The sequence below is a fragment of the Pseudomonas fluorescens genome, assembly GCF_902497895.1.
In the GTDB taxonomy this organism is placed as follows: Bacteria; Pseudomonadota; Gammaproteobacteria; order Pseudomonadales; family Pseudomonadaceae; genus Aquipseudomonas; species Aquipseudomonas fluorescens_BP.
Genome location: NZ_CABVHQ010000033.1, coordinates 1 through 19,706, shown reverse-complemented (window position 1 = coordinate 19,706; position 19,706 = coordinate 1). Strand labels below are relative to the sequence as shown.

Genomic DNA, 19,706 nt, shown 5'->3' with positions numbered 1-19,706 from the left:
TCTGCGGCCTTGGCTGCCGATTATCGGGCTCAGGTGGGCGCTAGCCCCATCCAGAGCCAGACGACGATTTCGCCATTGACCTTCGGCATGGGCGTTTCGTATTCGATGACTTGCCTGCTTCCCGGTTTGTACTCGCACAGCCAAGCGCCGGGATACGGACAGGGTTCGCCACTGCGCGCGCGCATGCCGCTGACGGTCCAGTGCCAGCGAACGATCTGGCCTTCATGGCGTGGAAGAGGTTCGTTCAACCGGACATCGCAGTCGACCCAGCGCTCTTTCTCCATTTCCCAGCGCCCTGCGCGAGGGGCCGGTTCATTGCTGCTGGCGTGACGGGCTGGCTCAGGCGGGGTTTGATCAGGGTCGCGCTGCCAGAGCACCAATCCGTCGCCTGACTCGCTGGCGAGGGCAGGCAACCTATCGCCCTGCTTGAATGCTCGCCGGGAATCAGCCTGACCCGGGACGAGCCACCACCCGGTTTGAGTGCAGGCCATGCCGGAAATGACACTGACAGGCAGCTGGGGACGAGCGTGACCTGAGGTTGATGGCGGCGCGATAGAGCGCAATGCCGGTGTCGGCCAATCACTGTCGGCGTCAAAACGGGCCATCCAGCGGCGGCTGTCGGCATCGGTGAAACGCTCGTTGGGGTCGCCGTCCCATTGGCCGAAACCCAGCAACCCCAAGTCGTCGTAACGGATGGGCTTCAGCAGCTTGTTCAGGAGCATGGGCAGCTCAGGCACACCTTGCTCGACGGGATAGAGCTCCGGTTGTTCGCCCAGTTCGATCCACTGGCCGCTGTGCAATTCGGTGATGCTGATGCGTGGGTGCGCTAATGCGCTGCGCACTTGTTCACGGGTCAGGCCCAGTTTGTCGCGCCAGTGATTGGCGAGCAGGAAGGCCCAGGTGGGGGGACGAATGCCGTTGAGCAATTCATCGTCCATGCCATAGGCATAGTCGATATCCAGCCCATGGAAGGCGGGTGTTAGCGCCCGCTCCCAGGTAGTGACTGCTGATCGCGTGCCAAACTCTAGAGGATTGGCCATGGCAAAACCGCTGTAGACCTGATGCGCCTTGAGCAGGTCAATCGTTTTCAGCACAAAGCGGCGCCATGCCTCACGGTTGTCTTGCCACCACTGCCAGCGGTAATAAAACACGACCGAGGAATAGGCCGTTTTCGACCCTGTATCTTCAATCCAACTGCGCCAAAAATAGCCCGCCGTCGTGGGTGACGAGGCGTGGTTTTTTTCATCAGTGAAAGAGAAAACAAAGTACTTGTATTGGGAGGTTTTCCTGGCCTGCTCGCGGAGATCTGGCCAGCGTGCGGGATAACGATGGGGACGTGCGGCGGCTGGGTGCATAGCAATGGTGTAAGGATTTCCAGCCAGTTGTTCGAAGGCTTCGTGAATATCCACCAGCAGCAGCGATGATTCGAGGTGATTTTCTGGGCCCGCCGGGAAGTAGAAACTGATAAACGGGCTGACGCTGTGTGAGGCTTCCTCAGTGCCTGATTCTGAGTTAGGCCACTCCTGACAAATAGGTCTCGTTCTTCGGAGGTAAACATCTGATGAGTGGTACTCATGATTATTTCTTCTTCCTTGTCTGGTCGTTTGGCGTTGATTTCTTTTCATCCGTTGCAAAACCGGTGCAATCCTCAGGCACCCGCAACAGCGCCACTTTCTCCTTGCCAATTTTCTCCGGGTTGACGCCTGTTTTTGGCTTCATAAGCTTCACGTAATTTTTCATTTGTTCATCCCTTACCCAATCCCGCGGAAACTTGATCTCGATCGCGGCAAACACGTTCTCGGTTTCAAAGGGCTCCTGCCGGTACTCGACGACCACCAGATCCGGCGCCAGGCTTTCTCTGGGGCGCGGCCAAAACGGGAATACCTTGCCAAATCGCTTGGGACGAGTCTCAGGGTCACCCAGCAACGCTTTTTTGCTGTTGCCGTTGTAATTGGGTTCGGCCTTGAGCGGGCTGCGCCAGTCCAGCACCTCGTCCACGGCTTCAAACAGCAACGAGGCGGTGGTTTGCTTGAGGGCGATCTCAATGGTGGTTTCCACGATATCGCCGGCGATTTTCTTGCGGATGCGCCTTGGCACCTTGATCGGCATCTGCAAGGCGACGTTGCACACCTGGCTGATGGCTGGGCGAAACGGCACTTTGCGTTCGATGTATTCCTTGAAGGTCACGTTCTCATTGCCGCGTCGGGCGACGGTGCTGTTGCCGCCCCGATCCACTACGGCAAAGGTCGAACTCTTGATATCGATTTCACGGGTCAGCGCTTCGATGGTCTCGCGCAGCACTTGCCTGATCTGGTTTTGGCGCTCGGCAATTTCCCGTGCGAGCTGAGCCATATCGGCGGCGGTCATGGTGGCTTCGTGAGCCTGATACACGCGATAGGCGCGGTACGCGCCCGCAAGAAGTGGTGCGGCGGCAGGGGCTGGCATCAGTCAAGGTCTCCGGTGTGTTGATCGAGAAAGTCATCCTGAAAAAGCTCGTCAGAAGTGCAGATCAAGACCTGGTCGCCGGTGGCTGCTACATGGGATTGCCAGGCCTCGGTGATGCGCTGATCGTCACGCATGATTGCTTTATGAGCTCGCACCGATTGAGTCGCCTCGGTGCTGGCCCAGTCCGTTTCGCCAGAAGAACGGGTCAGACCTTCGGCAAGCACGGCAGCACCATCGGTGATGCGATACCGATAGCCAGCGAAGGCACGCTGATCGTTCTTCAGCAACGTATAGCGCCCGAGGAATGCGCCAAGCGGTGCTGGGGCGGGCTGCGGATCTGCAAACGGATTGCCCGTTCCGATCGTGTCTGCGGTGACCTGCCCTTTGATCTGAATCGTCAGTCCATCAAGGGTGATGCCATCGCCATCAATGGTGATGCTGCCGCCAGGCGCTTTCAGAACGATTCGCTGGCCCGCCGCAACCTCGAACAGGGTGGTTTTTTGCTCAATGCCCTGTCGAGCGGACAGCCAATAGTGGCCCCTCACCGAGTGTTGAAAATTCCCACCGATCTGGATGTCATGATCAGCGGCGATTTTGTCGTACCGATTGTTAGCAACTTCCTCGGTACGATCCCTGCCGACACTGATTTGATGATTGCGGCCTACTGTCTGGATGCGATCGCGACCCACCTCCAGATGCTGATCCTGGACCACGGCAATCCGCTCATCGTTGCCCACCCGCTCGCTGCGGTCATGGCCGATTTCGATCTGCTCGTCGCGCTCGACCTTCTCGCTACGGTCATTGCCGACGAAGATGGTGTTGTTGTGCTTGATGTGGACGTTCTTGTCTTTCTCGGCATGGATATAAACCTCCTCTTGCCCCAGCTCATCCTCAAAGCGCAGCTCATTGAAGCCCTCTCCCTTGTGGGTTCGGCTCTTGAGGGTCATCCGCGTCTTGTGTTTCGGCAGCTCATAGGGCGGCAGATTGGTTTCGCGGTAGGCGCGGCCGGTGGCGATGGGTTGGTCGGGGTCACCGTCGAGGTAGCTGATGATCAGTTCCTGGCCGACACGCGGGATGGCCATGGCGCCCCAGGTCGCACCGGCCCAGCCCTGGGCGACGCGGATCCAGCAGGAGCGGTGGTCGTCCTTTCGGTCGGAGCGATCCCAAGGGAAGCTGACTTTGACCCGGCCCCATTTATCGCAATAGATCTCTTCTCCGGGCGGCCCCACCACGGTGGCGATCTGCGGGCCGTCGATGCGCGGTTTGTCCTGCAGCGGCGCTTTCCATTCGGCGTCCCAGCGGATGGCGCTGGCTTCCAAATGATAGGAGGTGCCGCTGTCGCTGCCGACGGCCTCTTCCAGCAAGCTGCTGTGCTGTTGGCCTTCGTGCTGGAGGGCGATGGTGCGCCAGCGGTCGTTGAAGTCTTCGCGCGGGTGCTCGCTCAGGTCGAAGGCCAGGCCCGGTTGCAGGCGCGCGTCGTCGCCTTCGAGGTGGGCCATGCGCGCGTCGCTGCGCAGGGCGGCCAGGCGGGTCTTGGTGAAGGGCTTGCCGGCGGCATCGCGTTTGTAGCGACCGGGGTAGTCGTAGCGTTCATAGTCCTTGTGCTGGTTCTTCAGGTCCAGGCCGCCATCGGCGCTGTGCTGTTGGTGGTAGCGCGGGTGGGTGAAGGTGTAGTCGCGCTGCACCTGGCGGGCGGTGCGGACCTGTTCGGTGTAGTGGAAACGGTGTAATGCAGGTTCCGGGGAATCACCGCCGCCCATGGGCTGGTACAGCACCGGGCAGTGCTCATGGGTGCCGATGGTGCCCAGGCCGCCGACGCGGTCGGTGAGGAACAGGGTGTGACCGTCGGCGCGGTGTTCGAAGGTGTAGAGCAGACCCTCTTCGGCGGCCAGGCGGGCGATGAAGTCCAGATCGGTTTCCCCGGCCTGGACGCAGTATTCCCGGGGCTGGTGGTCGAAGCAGAGATAGGTTTGGACGTCGGTCAGCTGCTGGCCTTCGAGCACGCTGGTGATGATCTCGGGCACGGTCTTTCCCTGGAAAATCCGCCAGTTGGAGCGCAGGCCAGCACGGGCCAGGGTCGGTTCGACCACGGCGCTGTAGCGGGTGCGGCGAAATCCGCTGTCGCCCTGGCTGAACAGGCTGACCAGGCCGTGGACATAGCGCACCGGGGTTTCGCCGCGCCAGAGGGTGAACAGCGCGGCCAGGTCGAGTACTCGATTGAAGTCGATGGCCGCATCGTGGCTGGCCAATTCCAGGGTCAGCTTGAAGGGCTGGGACAGGCCTTCTTCGAGCGTGAACGAGACCACTTCGAAGGCGTCCCCGTGCAAGGGTTCGAAGGTGAAATGTAAGTCGCTTTGACGGGGCATGAGCGCTCCTTGCCAGGGGGTTGGCGTCAGTCAATCAGCCAACTTGTATCGCACTCTAGGCAGACGTCATTTCACGCCTCAATAGAGGCGTGGCAATCGAGAGGCGTCCTACTACGCTTGGGGTATTGGGCTGTCAGATATGTCGGTGCTGTCGCCCCAGGGTGCACGGCGTAATCTGGGCTTTCTCATGGCCCAGCTCGCGGCTGATGATCTGGCGGGCAGTTTTGTCCAGGGCTTGCTGGGCATAGGTATCTACACATCTCTAACAGCTAGAACGCCCGTAAAAGCTGTGCTCGCGGTTTATCGGCAACACCGAGGTGCAGGGTCTTACGGCTGCTTCGCAGCCGGACGCTGCCTCGTTCTACTCGACAGCTGCTACGCCCTGTCAAGCATCAAAAAATGTGTAGATACCTGGGCTTGCCGGGTGGCGGCAGGCCCGCCAACGAGGGGCTTTCACAGTCAGGCACGTTGCGTTCACGCCCGTCCTTGGTCCATAAACCTCGGTTGAGGCATTCGCCGTCCTGTCTGCGTGCAGATGGGGCGAAGGAACTGCAGGAATTGATCAAAGGCATACCTCCTGCATCGGAAGCTTCTGATAATCGCGTAGTTAGCGTCTTGACGGGTCCAAAGTCAGGCACTCGTTCGACTGACTGCTTTATTGTTTATCCATTGTGCCGACCATTGAAGGTGAATCCATGGATCAACCGGGTAAACAGCTGGCTCGGCTGGCAATCAGCTTGCTCGATCTGACCTCGCTGAATGCCGATGATGATGACGCGGCTATCGTCAGTCTTTGCCTGCGCGCGCTGACTCCTTGTGGTCCGGTGGCGGCGGTCTGCGTCTATCCGCGGTTTGTCGGCCTGGCACGCAACACCCTGAACAGCCTGGGAGGGGCGGCGGTCCGGGTGGCAACCGTTGCCAACTTCCCTTACGGCGGTAGCAACATCGCTTCAACCGTCACCCAGGTTGCGCAGGCGATAACTGCGGGAGCGGATGAGGTGGATGTGGTCTACCCCTTTCATGAGGTGCTGGCAGGGAATTTCGACATCGGCCGGGAGTTGCTGGCCGCCTGCCGGAAAGTCTGTTCAGGACCGGTGCTACTCAAAGCAATTCTGGAAACCGGTGAACTGCGCGATCCGCAGCTGATTCGCCGGGCCAGCCTGGACGCAATTGCCGCAGGCGCGGATTTCATCAAGACCAGCACCGGCAAGGTGGCGATCAATGCCACAGAGCAATCCGCGCGAATTATGCTGGAGGCTATTGCCGAGCAGGGAGCCGAGGTCGGTCTCAAGGTTTCCGGGGGGATTCGTACGCTGGCGGATGCCCGCCTGTATATCGGGCTTGCCCGGCAGCGCATGGGGGCTGACTGGGTAAGTGCCAGGCATATGCGCATAGGTGCCTCGGGCTTGCTGGATGAATTGCTCGCCTGCCTGGGGCAACGACCTGCCTGATAGCGTCGATCCGGCGCTTGGCACAGGCTCAGCGACTTTTCGACAGGCAAAAAAAGACCCGGCAAAGAGCCGGGTCAAATAACCGTGATTAGCCTGATGAGGAGATAATCTGAGAGTCCGAACCACTGGTCTTCCAGGTTATCGACTGATCTCGCGATCAGATGTGCTAATCATAACGATTCTCATTTCTAAGTCAACAGCTGATTGCTTATTTTGCTGAATCGAGCTGGATATTCTTTCGGATCTCGCCCGGTAAGCAGGGGTTCCGGGCCCGAATCGATGCATGACAATCACATTCGCTCAGTTTTATGGCGTGACGATATGGCTTCCAATTGTTTGTTCAAGGCATCTTTGCGCTCTGCCGGTATGTCGTTCCAATGCACGTCCATCAGCGCCCCTTCAATGGCATATAACAACACTTTCGATGCGCGAAAACCTCTGGTTCGCACCGCGCGATACGCATCCACCGCCCCCAGGCGCCGCAAGTCCGAGGCGCTATGGATGCCCACGGCATGCAGCCATTGCGCCGACGTCTTGCCAAGGTTTTTCAGGTGTTGCAGTTCATCATTCATCAAGCCTCCTTGCGACGGCCGAACAAGCGTGGGCGAGTTTCAAGGAGTGTAGCGGTCAGTAGGAAAAGCGTGATTGTTTGGTCGGTTTCGTCGAAAAAGCTTCTAAGCCGTGAGCCCAGAGAGCTCTGGAAAGCGCTGTAAGCGCGGTAGGAGGAGGATAGTCAGCAAGCGGGCTGGAAGACTGCAAGGCACACGACGCCCAGCCCGGCGCGCAGTGGCGGCGCCGGGGTTCAGGGCCCGCGAGGCTGCTACTTTGTACGGTAGCGCAAGCGTGTACCGAAATTGACCGACATCAGAATTTCATCTGCCGTCAGTTCTGGCGGGAAGTACGCTCCCGAAATCTGCGCATGTGCCAGGCTGGCGCCTTCCATGCAGGTATTACGCAAGTCCAGGCCGCGCAGGTCAGCCGAGCGGAAGTAGGCATCCGTGAAGTCGATGCCTTCGGCATTCAGTTCACGCAGATCGAGGCTGCGGAAATCACCGCCGCGCATATCGACAGGCGCGTCTATTGGCCTTTCCTTATTGAAGCCGACAACGTCATCTTTGTGCAGCAGCGCGAAAAGCGGGGTGTCCAGAAATCTTGGCTGGCTCATGGGACGTCACCTGTTGGATTTATGACGCCAGTATAGTGCCACTATCCTGAGGCCGCGAAACCGTTGAAGGCTCCACGACCTCAATAGTTGCTTACAGGCCGGGCATGCGCTGGCGAATTTGTGCAACTACGGTATCAAGGGTGCCGCTTTCATTGGTCTGGACGCGTTTGCTGCAGAGGATTTCTGCTGGCGTCAGCGCCTCACGAGTGGCTTGCTGAGCTTCGATAACCGCTATGGTCGCGTCGGACGGATCGTTCTTGTCCGCCTGGCGTCGCGCCAGCCAGCTCTCGATCACCGCTTGCGGTGCGTTGCAGTCGAGGATCAGGAACGGCGCGCCGGTGGCTTCGGCGATTTTCGCGGCGCCATCGCGCTGTTCGCGCTTGAGGTAGGTGGCGTCGATCACCACCGGGAAACCGGCGCGCAGAATGACAGCGGCAATCTCATGCAGGTGGGCGTAGGTGGCAACGCTCGACTCGGCGCTGTAGATCCCGACTTGCGGATCATTCGGCACCTGCTGCTCACCGAACAGGCGTTTGCGTTCGACATCGGAGCGCAGGCGGATCGCACCCAGTGCCTCCACCAGGCGCGTGGCCACATAACTCTTGCCGACGGCCGAAACACCGTGGGTGATCGCCAGAAAGCGCGATGGGATGGTGCTGTAGCTTTCTGCCAGATTCGCGTAGTTGCGGTACTGGCGCAGGGTGGTCGCACGCAGTACCGGATCGGCATCGGCGGGCATGCTGAACAGGCTGACCTTGGCGCGAACCAGCGCGCGATAGGCTTTGTAGAAGTTCAGCAGCTCAAGCCCGCGGTAATCGCCGGTCAGCTCCAGGTACTGACTGATGAAGCGTCGGGCCAGGCTTTTAAGGCCGCGATCTTCCAGGTCCATCGCGAGGAACCCGGTATCGGCGTAAACGTCAGTGAAACGGAAGGGTTCGTTGAACTCGATGCAGTCGAAGATCACCACTTCACCGTCGATCACCGTGGCATTGCCCAAGTGGATGTCACCGTGACACTCGCGGATAAACCCCTCGGCCTTGCGCTGGGCAAACAGTGGTTTGAGACGCTCGAAGCTGCTTTCAGCCCAGGCTTGCAGAGCCTCGAGTTGCAGCAGGTCGGCCTTGTCGCTGAGGAACGGGCGGATTTGTTCGAAGTTCTGCCGTACCGGCGCCATGACGCTGTCCGGGGTGCCGGCTTCGTGGGCTGCCGGGACCACTGGCGCACTGAGGTGGAAACGGGCGATCTGCCTGGCCATCTGGTCGATGTGCGCGGTGGTCAGTTCGCCATTGGCTTGCAAGGTGCTGAGCAGCTGGCTTTGCGGGAACTGGCGCATTTTCAGCGCGTAGTCGATGACCGGACCACTGCCAGCCAATTGCGGTGCATCGGCGCTGCCGGTGATCGGCAATACTTCCAGATACAGATCATGGGTCAGGCGTTGGTTCAGGCGCAGTTCTTCGCCGCAGAAGTGTTCGCGAGCCTCCAGGCCAGTGAAGTCGAGGAAGCCGAAATTGACCGGTTTCTTCACTTTATAGGCGTAGGGGCCAGTCAGCAGCACCCAGGAGATATGCGTCTCGATGACCTGGAAACCGTCTACGGGATGGGGGTAGAGGGCCGGGTTTTGCAGGGCGGCGATCAGGGACTGGCTCACAGGCGATCCTTTAGAGTCGGGAAATTTCAAGGGCGTCATTATGGCCGCATGCGGCTGTCGTGCAAACCTCGCAGAGCGTCTGTTGAGTATGAATAAAGTGCGTATAATCCGCCGCCATGACTCGTACCCGATCCCCCCGTTCCCGTTCCAAACCCCCGTCTGCCGGCCTGCGCCCGTGGTTAGGCTGGGCTCTGAAGCTCAGTCTGGTCGCCCTGGTGGTGCTCGCAGGCTTTGCGGTTTATCTCGACGCAGTGGTCCAGGAGAAGTTCTCCGGCAAGCGCTGGACCATTCCGGCCAAGGTTTATGCCCGACCGCTGGAGCTGTTCGTCGGACAAAAGCTCAGCAAGGAAGATTTCCTTATCGAGCTCGATGCGCTCGGTTACCGGCGCGAAAGTGTCGCCAATGGTCCTGGTGCAGCCGCGGTCAGTGGCAATACGGTCGACTTGAACACCCGCGGCTTCCAGTTCTATGAAGGGATGGAGCAGGCTCAGCCGGTGCGCGTGCGTTTCTCCGGTGATTACGTGGCCGGGCTCTCGGGGGCCAACGGTTCGAAAGTTGCGGTGGTGCGGCTCGAACCGCTGTTGATCGGCGGTCTTTACCCGAAAAACCTCGAGGATCGCATCCTGATCAAGATCGATCAGGTGCCGCCGTACTTGCTCGAGACGCTGGTCGCGGTGGAAGACCGGGATTTCTATCATCACTTTGGCGTTTCGCCCAAGTCGATTGCCCGGGCCGTATGGATCAACACCTCGTCGGGACACATGCGCCAGGGCGGCAGTACCTTGACCCAGCAGTTGGTCAAGAACTTCTACCTGACCAACGAACGCAGCCTGAGCCGCAAGTTGACCGAGGCGATGATGGCCTTGCTGCTCGAACTGCATTACGACAAGCCTGAGATCCTCGAGGCCTACCTCAACGAAGTTTTCGTCGGTCAGGACGGTCAGCGTGCGGTGCACGGTTTCGGCTTGGCCAGCCAGTTCTTCTTCAGCCAGCCGCTGTCCGAACTCAAGCTGCATCAGGTGGCGTTGTTGGTGGGCATGGTCAAGGGGCCGTCTTCCTACAACCCGCGGCGTAACCCGGAGCGCGCGCTCGAGCGGCGTAACCTGGTGCTCGATGTGTTGCAAGAGCAGGGTGTCGCGACCGCCGAGCAGGTGGCGGCGGCCAAGAAAATGCCACTGGGCGTGACCAAGCGCGGCAGTCTGGCCGACACTTCGTACCCGGGTTTCATTGACCTGGTCAAACGCCAGCTGCGCGAAGATTACCGCGACGAAGACTTGACCGAAGAGGGGCTGCGGATTTTCACCAGTTTCGATCCGATCCTGCAGATGAAGGCCGAGGCCTCGGTCAACGATACCTTCAAGCGTCTGGCCGGGCGCAAGGGCTCGGATGAAGTCGAAGCCGCGATGGTGGTGACCAATCCGGAAACCGGAGAAGTCCAGGCCATGATTGGCAGTCGTCAGGCTGGTTTTGCCGGTTTCAACCGGGCGCTGGATGCAGTACGTCCGATCGGCTCCCTGATCAAGCCGGCGGTTTACCTGACTGCGCTTGAGAAACCGAGCCAGTACACCTTGACCAGCTGGCTCTCCGATGAGTCTTTTTCGGTGAAAGGTGCCGATGGGCAGGTCTGGAAACCGCAAAACTATGATCGTCGCTCCCACGGCACCGTGTTCCTGTATCAAGGGTTGGCGCACTCCTACAACCTGTCGACCGCCCGGCTTGGCCTGGCAGTCGGTGTGCCGAATGTCCTCAAGACACTCGCGCGGCTGGGCGTTGACCGTGAATTCCCGGCCTTCCCGTCGATGTTGCTGGGAGCTGGCGGCTTGAGCCCGATGGAAGTGGCGACCATGTACCAGACGCTGGCCAACGGTGGATTCAATACGCCGATGCGCGGGATTCGTAGCGTGCTGACCGCCGAAGGCGAACCGCTCAAGCGTTATCCCTTCCAGATCCAGCAGCGTTTCGATCCGGGTTCGATCTTCCTGATCCAGAGCGCGATGCAACGGGTGATGCGTGAAGGCACCGGTAGTTCGGTCTACAACTCCCTGCCGAAAACCCTGGCACTGGCGGGCAAGACCGGCACCAGTAACGATTCGCGGGACAGTTGGTTCGCCGGTTTCAGCCAGGATCTGCTGGCAGTGGTCTGGATGGGTCGCGACGACAATGGCAAGACGCCGTTCACCGGTGCCTCGGGCGCCCTGCAGGTCTGGACCAGCTTTATGCGCAAGGCAGATCCGTTGCCACTGGATATGCCGCAGCCGGATAATGTGGTGCAGGCCTGGGTTGATTCCCGTACCGGCCAGGGTTCTGAAGCGAGTTGTCCAGGCGCGGTGCAGATGCCGTATATTCGCGGCAGCGAACCACCTCCCGGTGCCGCGTGTGCAGGCGAAAGCCCTGCACCCGCCGATGCGGTGATGGATTGGGTCAAAGGCTGGATGAATTAAGCGAAGAGGTTTTGAAGTGAACAAGTGGTGGATACCAGCTATTACAGCTCTGGCTTTGCTCAATGGTTGCGCCAGCGTGCAGCGCGGTTCGATCCCGGTGGTGGACTCCGGCAGTGCCGTTTCCAACAGTGAGCGGATCCAGGCCAATGGTGGCTCCCGTCAGACGACCGTACAGCGTCCGACACAAGCCCAGACTCAAGCCATCCCGCAAGGCGAAGGCGTGACGGTGATGATTCCGGGTGGCGCTGCAGCCGCTTCGGCACCGATCAGCACTGCACCCATTACCCCTGGGCCGATCACTTCCGGGCCGATGAATACTGCGCCGGTTCAGTCGGCGCCGATCAATCAGGGCACCTACAACATGCCGTCGACACCGAGCGGGATTCCTTCCGCGAGCTCCGGCGGTCTGTCGGCCGACGAACAACTGGACGGTCCGGTACTGGCCTTGCTGACCACTGCGCAGCAACAACAGGCGAGCGGCGACCTGAACGGCGCTTCCTCCAGCCTGGAGCGTGCCCAGCGTGTCGCCCCGCGCGAACCCCAAGTGCTCTACCGTTTGGCGCAGGTGCGCATGGCCCAGGGCGATGCAGCGCAAGCCGAGCAGTTCGCTCGTCGCGGGTTGAGCTTCGCCAACGGTCGCCCGGCCCTTCAGGCAAGCCTGTGGGGCTTGATCGCTCAGGCGCGGGAGAAGCAGGGTGATTCGGCGGGTGCCGCTCTGGCCCGGCAGAAGGCCAAGGTAAGTCTCTGATGGATGCACGCTTTCCGAAGATCGCCGAGCAGCTGCTGTTGATCGAGCGTGAACTGCGGGTGCAGGGTTGGTGGGACGAAGTCTCGCCATCGGCAGAAGCTCTAAACAGCGTCGAACCCTTCTCGATCGATACCCTGGACTTCGAGCAATGGCTGCAATGGATCTTTCTGCCGCGGATGAAAGCGATTCTGCAAAACGATCTACCGCTGCCCAACGTTTCGGGTATTCAGGAGATGGCCGAAATGGTCTTCGCGGCCCGAAATGTCCAGGGCAAGGATCGGCAGTTGCAGATCCTGCTCAAGGAATTCGATCTGCTGATCACCGCCTCCCGCTGACCCCCGAACCCTGGTAGGAGCCGAGCTTGCTCGCGATAGCGGTGTAACGTTCAACATATCTTTTGAATGTCAGGCCGTCATCGCGAGCAAGCTCGGCTCCTACAGGTACCTACTGGCAGTTATCCGCAATCTGTTTCTGTGCCTCGGTGAGGCGATCCTGACGTTGTTCGTCGGTCAGGCGGCGCATCCCACCGTCGACCTCCTCCCGTAGTCGTGGATTGTTCTGCAGTTGAGCCAGATTGGTTCGGGCCTGCTCACAGAACGCCTTTAACCGGGCTTCCTGCTCGGCAACCTGCTTTTTCACTTTGTTGTCGATGGCTTGTTGATCGCCGATGGCGCTGCTGCGCGGCGCTGCGGTCGGTTTGCCGGGGGGCGGGGAAGGCGTCACTGTGGTGGCTTCCTGGCCTTGGGGCGGTTGTGCATCAAAGTGGGTAACGCCTTGAGCGTCGACCCATTTGTAGATCTGAGCGGCCATGCACAAAGGGCTCAGGCCAATCAGCAGGCTCGCAGTGAAGAAAAACGTTCGCATGCCATTTCCTTGTCATGGGTTGCGCAATTGAAGCTAACACAGATGCTGTTTAGAGGTTTTTTCTTGCTTTCTCATGCGCTTAGTTCGAATAAAGCATTTGACGACTTGACTTGGAGGGGGCGAAACAGAAGAATCCAAAGTCCGCTGTAGAGGGACTGCCAGAAGCAGACCCGCTCAGTAGATCATGAGGTGCACATCCGCGCCGACCTGTTACACCCGCAACGCGTTACCTCGCGCTGGGTGGGAAACCCCCGCAACACTTGGGGAGCTCCCAATACTTGCTCAGTCAGTGCTGACGTAGTCGGCGACCACCGTCGCTCATGCTCTGCCAAGCAGTAAACCTATTAAGACCCGTTCCCTTTTCAGTGGACGGTATTCTGGCGTTTTAGAGGTGAACAACGTGGAGCTTTTATCTGGCGGTGAGATGCTCGTCCGCTTTTTGCGTGACGAAGGCGTCAAATATATCTACGGGTACCCGGGTGGTGCTCTTCTTCATGTTTACGATGCGCTGTTCAAAGAACCGGAAGTGACCCACATCCTGGTTCGTCACGAACAGGCCGCGACCCATATGGCTGACGGCTACGCTCGTGCCACCGGTAAAGCCGGTGTGGTACTGGTGACCTCCGGCCCGGGCGCGACCAACGCCATCACCGGTATTGCCACGGCCTACATGGACTCCATTCCGATGGTGATCATTTCCGGCCAGGTGCCTAGCACCATGGTGGGCACCGATGCATTCCAGGAAACCGACATGATCGGTATCTCCCGGCCGATCGTGAAACACAGCTTCATGATCAAGCATGCGTCGGAAATCCCGGAAGTCATGAAGAAAGCGTTCTACCTGGCGCAATCCGGTCGTCCTGGTCCGGTCGTGGTCGATATCCCGAAAGACATGACCAACCCGGCCGAGAAGTTCGAATACATCTTCCCGAAAAAAGCCAAGCTGCGTTCCTACAGCCCGGCCGTTCGCGGGCACTCCGGGCAAATCCGCAAAGCCGCAGAAATGCTGCTGGCGGCCAAGCGTCCGGTGCTTTATGCGGGCGGTGGGGTGATTCTGGGCGGCGGTTCCGCACCGCTGACCGAATTGGCGCAAATGCTCAACCTGCCAGTGACCAATACGTTGATGGGCCTGGGTGCATACCCTGGCACTGATCGGCAGTTCATCGGCATGCTCGGCATGCACGGGAGCTACACCGCCAACCTCGCCATGCACCATGCCGACGTGATCCTGGCGGTCGGTGCGCGTTTCGATGATCGGGTGATCAACGGCCCGGCCAAGTTCTGTCCGAATGCCAAGATCATTCACATCGACATCGACCCCGCTTCGATCTCCAAGACCATCAAGGCAGATGTGCCTATCGTGGGTCCGGTCGAGAGTGTCCTGACCGAAATGGTCGCGACCCTCAAGGAAATCGGCGAGACCCCGAACAAGGAGTCCGTTGCCAGCTGGTGGAAGCAGGTCGAGGAGTGGCGCGGTGATCGTGGCCTGTTCCCTTACGATAAGGGCGACGGCAGCATCATCAAGCCGCAGACCGTGATCGAAACCCTCAGCGAAGTGACCAAGGGCGATGCCTACATCACGTCCGACGTGGGTCAGCACCAGATGTTCGCGGCGCAGTACTACCGGTTCGACAAGCCTAACCGCTGGATCAACTCCGGTGGCCTGGGCACGATGGGCTTCGGTTTCCCGGCGGCCATGGGCATCAAGTTGAGCTTCCCGGATGCCGACGTCGTCTGCGTGACGGGCGAGGGCAGTATCCAGATGAACATTCAGGAACTGTCCACCTGTCTGCAATATGGTTTGCCGGTAAAAATCGTCATCCTGAACAACGGTGTTCTGGGTATGGTTCGCCAGTGGCAAGACATGAGTTACGGCAGCCGTCACTCGCACTCCTACATGGAGTCGCTGCCTGACTTCGTCAAGCTGGCAGAGGCCTATGGTCACGTCGGCGTGCGCATCACCGACTCGAAAGACTTGAAGTCGAAGATGGAGGAGGCGTTTGCCCTGAAGGATCGCCTGGTGGTGCTCGATATTTCGGTCGACACCAGCGAGCACGTCTACCCGATGCAGATCAAAGACGGCTCGATGCGCGATATGTGGCTGAGCAAGACGGAGCGTACTTAATCATGCGGCACATTATCTCCTTGCTTCTGGAAAACGAACCGGGCGCCTTGTCTCGCGTTGTTGGCCTGTTTTCGCAGCGTAACTACAACATCGAAAGCCTGACCGTGGCGCCGACCGAAGACCCGACCCTGTCGCGTCTGACGCTGACCACCGTGGGGCACGATGAAGTGATCGAACAGATCACCAAGAACCTGAACAAGCTGATCGAAGTGGTCAAGCTGGTCGACCTGTCGGAAAGTGCTCATATCGAGCGCGAACTGATGCTGGTCAAGGTCAAGGCCACCGGCGCCCAGCGCGCCGAGATCAAGCGCACTACCGATATTTATCGTGGGCAGATCGTCGATGTCAGCGCCAGCGTATATACCGTTCAACTGACCGGTACCAGCGACAAACTCGACAGCTTCATTCAGTCTATCGGCACGGCCGCGATACTGGAAACCGTACGCAGTGGCGTCACCGGGATTGCCCGTGGCGACAAAGTGCTGAGCATCTAAACCAAATTAGCGAATGGCCTGAACGGCCTGGATATATAGGGGAAATTTCATGAAAGTTTATTACGAAAAAGACTGCGACCTGTCGATCATCCAGGGCAAGAAAGTAGCCATCATCGGTTATGGCTCCCAAGGTCACGCACAAGCTTGCAACCTGAAAGATTCCGGCGTTGACGTCACTGTCGGCCTGCGCAAAGGCTCGGCAACCGTTGCCAAGGCCGAAGCTCACGGCCTGAAAGTGACCGACGTTGCCAGCGCTGTTGCCGCTGCCGACCTGGTCATGATCCTGACCCCGGACGAGTTCCAGTCCGCGCTGTACAAAGACGAAATCGAGCCGAACATCAAGAAGGGCGCAACCCTGGCCTTCTCCCATGGCTTCGCGATCCACTACAACCAGGTAGTGCCGCGCGCTGACCTCGACGTGATCATGATCGCGCCGAAAGCTCCAGGTCACACCGTGCGTTCCGAGTTCGTCAAAGGCGGCGGTATCCCTGACCTGATCGCTATCTACCAGGATGCTTCCGGCAACGCCAAAAACGTTGCGCTGTCCTACGCTGCCGGCGTTGGTGGCGGTCGTACCGGCATCATCGAAACCACCTTCAAGGACGAGACCGAAACCGACCTGTTCGGCGAACAAGCCGTTCTGTGCGGCGGTACCGTTGAACTGGTCAAAGCCGGTTTCGAAACCCTGGTTGAAGCTGGCTACGCGCCAGAAATGGCCTACTTCGAATGCCTGCACGAACTGAAACTGATCGTTGACCTCATGTACGAAGGCGGTATCGCCAACATGAACTACTCGATCTCCAACAACGCTGAATACGGCGAGTACGTGACGGGCCCGGAAGTGATCAACGCCGAATCCCGTCAGGCCATGCGCAACGCCCTGAAACGCATTCAGGACGGTGAGTACGCCAAGATGTTCATCAGCGAAGGTGCTACCGGCTACCCATCGATGACCGCCAAGCGTCGTAACAACGCCGCTCACGGTATCGAAATCATCGGCGAGCAACTGCGCTCGATGATGCCGTGGATCGGTGCCAACAAAATCGTCGACAAAGCCAAGAACTAAGTTCCGGCCTTGAAGAGAAAACGCGGCTTAGGCCGCGTTTTTTCGTTTGGGCAGACAGGTTCTGGTATAAAGCTGGATCGTTTCCGCGCGAACCCTCGTCGCAGACCCCTGTCGAAACTCTCCACACCGTTGCAAGGTAATGTCCATGAGCGAACGTCCCGAAGAGCCAAACAAGGCCTCTGACGCCGAAAGCCTGCTACCGATCGATGAGCATGTCGAAGAAGGACATGACGCTGAAGGCCGTAAAGTCCGGCATCGTGGTATCTATCTTCTGCCGAATCTGTTTACCACCGCGAACCTGTTCGCAGGGTTCTACTCCATCATCAGCTCCATGAGCGCTCAAAGTGCCTTGAGTGCCGGTGACGCGGTCAGCGCGAGCAAGTATTTTGCTTTTGCTGCGATCGCGATCTTTGTCGCCATGGTGCTTGACGGGCTGGATGGTCGCGTTGCCCGGATGACCAACACCCAGAGCGCCTTCGGCGCTGAATATGACTCGTTGTCCGATATGGTCGCCTTTGGGGTCGCACCCGCGTTACTGGCATTTGGCTGGGCCTTGGGGGATATGGGCAAAGTAGGCTGGATGGTGGCTTTCATCTATGTGGCGGGCGCGGCGTTGCGTCTGGCGCGTTTCAATACTCAGGTGGGGACCGCAGACAAGCGTTATTTCATCGGTCTGGCCAGTCCGGCCGCGGCAGGTGTAGTGGCCGGGATTGTCTGGGCGTTCAGCGACTACGGCATCCAGGGTTCCAAGATGTCCTTCCTGGTGGCGCTGATGGTGGCTGCTGCCGGCATGCTGATGGTCAGCAACATCAAGTACAACAGCTTCAAGGAGCTTGACCTGAAGGGGCGTGTGCCTTTCGTGGCGATCCTCGCCGTGGTCCTGGTGTTTGCCGTCGTATTCAGTGATCCACCGCGCATTCTGCTGCTGGTTTTCCTCGCCTATGCAGCCTCCGGTCCGGTGCAATATCTGTTACGACTTCGTCGGCACAAGAACGCCTGATTTCCCTCATACTCCGCAGTCTATGGGTGCATCTGTCCTCCAATGCTGCGGAGTTGTCATGTTAATCAAGTTGCCCAAGTCGTCCGACTGCCTGGAGTCGGATGTCACCCCGCAATCCCTCTACTATTCTCGTCGCAGTGTGCTGGGCGGCGCGATGACTGCGCTGGCGGTCAGCGGTCTGCCGCGCTGGGCAAATGCCGATACTGCCGCACGTTATGCCGATGTCGAACCGGGCAAGGCGCCGGCCTGGTTCACCGAGAAACTGCCGACAACCCGATGGCAGGCTGTCACGGTCAAGGATGAGGCGATCACCCCATTCAAGGACGCGACCCACTACAACAACTTCTATGAGTTCGGCACGGATAAAGGTGACCCGGCACAAAACGCCGGTACCCTGAAAACCGAGCCGTGGAGCGTGGTGGTAGATGGTGAGGTCGGCAAGCCCGGGCGTTATGCCCTCGAAGACTTCATGAAGCCTTATCAGCTGGAGGAGCGGATCTACCGTCTGCGCTGCGTCGAGGCCTGGTCGATGGTGATCCCCTGGATCGGCTTTCCCGTCTCGGCGTTGCTCAAGCAGGTCGAGCCGACCTCCAGGGCCAGATTCATCCGATTCGAAACCCTTCTCGATCCCCAGAGCATGCCGGGTCAGCGTTCCGGTTTTGCCCTGATTGACTGGCCTTATGTAGAAGGGTTGCGTCTGGATGAGGCGATGAACCCTTTGGCAATTCTCGCCGTGGGTATGTACGGCCGCGAGCTGCCTAATCAGAACGGTGCGCCGTTGCGTCTGGTGGTACCGTGGAAATACGGCTTCAAGAGCGTCAAATCCATCGTGCGCATCAGCCTGGTCAGCGAGCAGCCGAAAACCACCTGGCAGAGCATTGCGGCGGATGAGTATGGCTTCTACGCCAACGTCAATCCTGAGGTAGATCACCCACGCTGGACTCAGGCCCGCGAGCGGCGCCTGCCGAGCGGGCTGTTCAGTCCCAATGTGCGTGAGACGCAGATGTTCAACGGCTACTCCGATGAGGTGGCTTCCTTATATAGCGGCCTGGATCTGCGGAAGAACTATTGATGCGCTATCCGTTGTGGCGCATTGGCGTCTTTATAGTGGCGGCGGTGTGGCCGCTGCTCTGGTTGTATCAAGCCTGGGTCTTCACCCTGGGGCCGGATCCGGGGAAGGTGCTGGTTGATCTCCTGGGATTGGGTACGCTGACCCTGTTGTTGATCACTCTGAGCATGACGCCTCTACAAAGGCTTACCGGTTGGGCAGGGTGGATTGTCGTGCGCCGACAGTTGGGTCTGTGGTGCTTTGCTTATGTGGTCATGCATCTGGCGGCCTACCTGGTGTTTATCCTGGGGCTTGATTGGTCGCAGCTGGGGGTCGAGTTGCGCAAGCGGCCTTACATCATAGTCGGCAGTCTTGGGTTCCTGGGTTTGCTGGCATTGTCGGTCACGTCCAATCGTTACAGTCAGCGACGCCTCGGTGCTGGCTGGAAGAAGTTGCATCGCCTGGCTTATGTGATTCTGGGTCTTGGTCTGTTGCATATGCTTTGGATCGTTCGGGCGGATCTGAAGGAGTGGGCGATCTATGCTTCTATAGGCGCGCTGCTATTAGTGTTGCGTATCCCGCCTGTCATGGGCCGAATCCCCCGGTTAACAGCTAAAAAGACATCTTCTGCAACAAAGGTGTAATTAGTCCTTGACGGCAGATCCTGGAAGTCTATAATTCGCCCCACTTCCGGCGCAGTCGAAACGGAAAACTCCTTGGTAAACAAAGAGTTACGCAGTTTTCGGCAGCGAGTTGCTTCAGTTCATCGAGGCCCAGAAGGAGTTGATAAGGTCGTGTTGTTTGGCCCTATTAATGATTCGATCCACTCGGTCGAAAGCGGTGTA

At 58.9% G+C, this 19,706-nt stretch carries 17 protein-coding genes; 10 read left to right on the top strand and 7 right to left on the bottom strand.

All coding sequences use genetic code 11. The features are described from left to right. Positions 1 to 29 precede the first annotated feature (29 nt). From F8N21_RS17470 to F8N21_RS17460, 3 genes are read right to left on the bottom strand one after another with little or no spacing between them, the layout of a single operon-like run. Positions 30 to 1,625, bottom strand: a complete 1,596-nt coding sequence (locus F8N21_RS17470; protein ID WP_224788244.1) for a type VI immunity family protein — start codon at positions 1,623 to 1,625, stop codon at positions 30 to 32. Beyond that, positions 1,579 to 2,445 (bottom strand): VRR-NUC domain-containing protein, encoded by an 867-nt coding sequence (locus tag F8N21_RS17465; protein ID WP_150643309.1) that lies wholly within the window; start codon positions 2,443 to 2,445, stop codon positions 1,579 to 1,581. The genes F8N21_RS17470 and F8N21_RS17465 overlap by 47 nt, the downstream gene beginning before the upstream one ends. After that, entirely contained in the window at positions 2,445 to 4,811 is a 2,367-nt protein-coding gene (locus F8N21_RS17460; RefSeq protein ID WP_150643308.1) for a type VI secretion system Vgr family protein, read from the bottom strand. Before F8N21_RS17460 ends, F8N21_RS17465 begins: the two co-directional genes overlap by 1 nt. Positions 4,812 to 5,506: 695 nt before the next feature. Here F8N21_RS17460 and deoC point away from each other — a divergent pair. Then, positions 5,507 to 6,262: a deoxyribose-phosphate aldolase gene (deoC, locus tag F8N21_RS17455; protein ID WP_150643307.1), complete on the top strand. Its 756-nt coding sequence runs from the start codon at positions 5,507 to 5,509 to the stop codon at positions 6,260 to 6,262. 290 nt (positions 6,263 to 6,552) lie between these two features. On the opposite strand, the gene F8N21_RS17450 is transcribed toward deoC, so the two are convergent. From F8N21_RS17450 to F8N21_RS17440, 3 genes are all read right to left on the bottom strand, one after another. Then, positions 6,553 to 6,834 (bottom strand): TfoX/Sxy family protein, encoded by a 282-nt coding sequence (locus tag F8N21_RS17450; RefSeq protein WP_150643306.1) that lies wholly within the window; start codon positions 6,832 to 6,834, stop codon positions 6,553 to 6,555. A 248-nt stretch (positions 6,835 to 7,082) separates the two neighbouring features. Continuing rightward, entirely contained in the window at positions 7,083 to 7,427 is a 345-nt protein-coding gene (locus F8N21_RS17445; protein ID WP_150643305.1) for a pentapeptide repeat-containing protein, read from the bottom strand. Positions 7,428 to 7,518: 91 nt separating this feature from the next. After that, positions 7,519 to 9,075: an AAA family ATPase gene (locus F8N21_RS17440; RefSeq protein ID WP_150643304.1), complete on the bottom strand. Its 1,557-nt coding sequence runs from the start codon at positions 9,073 to 9,075 to the stop codon at positions 7,519 to 7,521. Positions 9,076 to 9,191: 116 nt separating this feature from the next. Between F8N21_RS17440 and mrcB the strand changes: the two genes are divergently transcribed. The 3 genes from mrcB to F8N21_RS17425 are packed head-to-tail and all read left to right on the top strand — an operon-like array spanning position 9,192 to position 12,599. After that, entirely contained in the window at positions 9,192 to 11,516 is a 2,325-nt protein-coding gene (mrcB, locus tag F8N21_RS17435; protein WP_150643303.1) for a penicillin-binding protein 1B, read from the top strand. 16 nt (positions 11,517 to 11,532) lie between these two features. Beyond that, positions 11,533 to 12,264 (top strand): tetratricopeptide repeat protein, encoded by a 732-nt coding sequence (locus tag F8N21_RS17430; protein ID WP_150643302.1) that lies wholly within the window; start codon positions 11,533 to 11,535, stop codon positions 12,262 to 12,264. Next, positions 12,264 to 12,599, top strand: a complete 336-nt coding sequence (locus F8N21_RS17425) for a YqcC family protein (RefSeq protein ID WP_150643301.1) — start codon at positions 12,264 to 12,266, stop codon at positions 12,597 to 12,599. The genes F8N21_RS17430 and F8N21_RS17425 overlap by 1 nt, the downstream gene beginning before the upstream one ends. 109 nt (positions 12,600 to 12,708) lie before the next feature. Here F8N21_RS17425 and F8N21_RS17420 read toward each other — a convergent pair whose 3' ends face one another. Beyond that, positions 12,709 to 13,128 (bottom strand): DUF4124 domain-containing protein, encoded by a 420-nt coding sequence (locus F8N21_RS17420; protein WP_150643300.1) that lies wholly within the window; start codon positions 13,126 to 13,128, stop codon positions 12,709 to 12,711. Between the two features lie 400 nt (positions 13,129 to 13,528). Between F8N21_RS17420 and F8N21_RS17415 the strand changes: the two genes are divergently transcribed. From F8N21_RS17415 to msrQ, 6 genes are all read left to right on the top strand, one after another. Continuing rightward, positions 13,529 to 15,253, top strand: coding sequence for an acetolactate synthase 3 large subunit (locus tag F8N21_RS17415; RefSeq protein ID WP_150643299.1), 1,725 nt, complete (start codon positions 13,529 to 13,531; stop codon positions 15,251 to 15,253). 2 nt (positions 15,254 to 15,255) lie between these two features. After that, positions 15,256 to 15,747, top strand: coding sequence for an acetolactate synthase small subunit (gene ilvN / locus F8N21_RS17410; RefSeq protein ID WP_150643298.1), 492 nt, complete (start codon positions 15,256 to 15,258; stop codon positions 15,745 to 15,747). A gap of 49 nt (positions 15,748 to 15,796) precedes the next feature. Further along, the gene (gene ilvC / locus F8N21_RS17405) at positions 15,797 to 16,813 is read left to right on the top strand and encodes a ketol-acid reductoisomerase (protein ID WP_150643297.1); all 1,017 of its coding nucleotides are present in this window, start codon (positions 15,797 to 15,799) and stop codon (positions 16,811 to 16,813) included. Positions 16,814 to 16,958: 145 nt separating this feature from the next. Continuing rightward, entirely contained in the window at positions 16,959 to 17,813 is an 855-nt protein-coding gene (pssA, locus tag F8N21_RS17400) for a CDP-diacylglycerol--serine O-phosphatidyltransferase (protein WP_150643296.1), read from the top strand. A gap of 58 nt (positions 17,814 to 17,871) precedes the next feature. Beyond that, positions 17,872 to 18,885, top strand: coding sequence for a protein-methionine-sulfoxide reductase catalytic subunit MsrP (msrP, locus tag F8N21_RS17395; protein ID WP_150643295.1), 1,014 nt, complete (start codon positions 17,872 to 17,874; stop codon positions 18,883 to 18,885). Continuing rightward, positions 18,885 to 19,505 (top strand): protein-methionine-sulfoxide reductase heme-binding subunit MsrQ, encoded by a 621-nt coding sequence (gene msrQ, locus F8N21_RS17390; RefSeq protein WP_150643294.1) that lies wholly within the window; start codon positions 18,885 to 18,887, stop codon positions 19,503 to 19,505. Before msrP ends, msrQ begins: the two co-directional genes overlap by 1 nt. Positions 19,506 to 19,706: the final 201 nt, after the last annotated feature.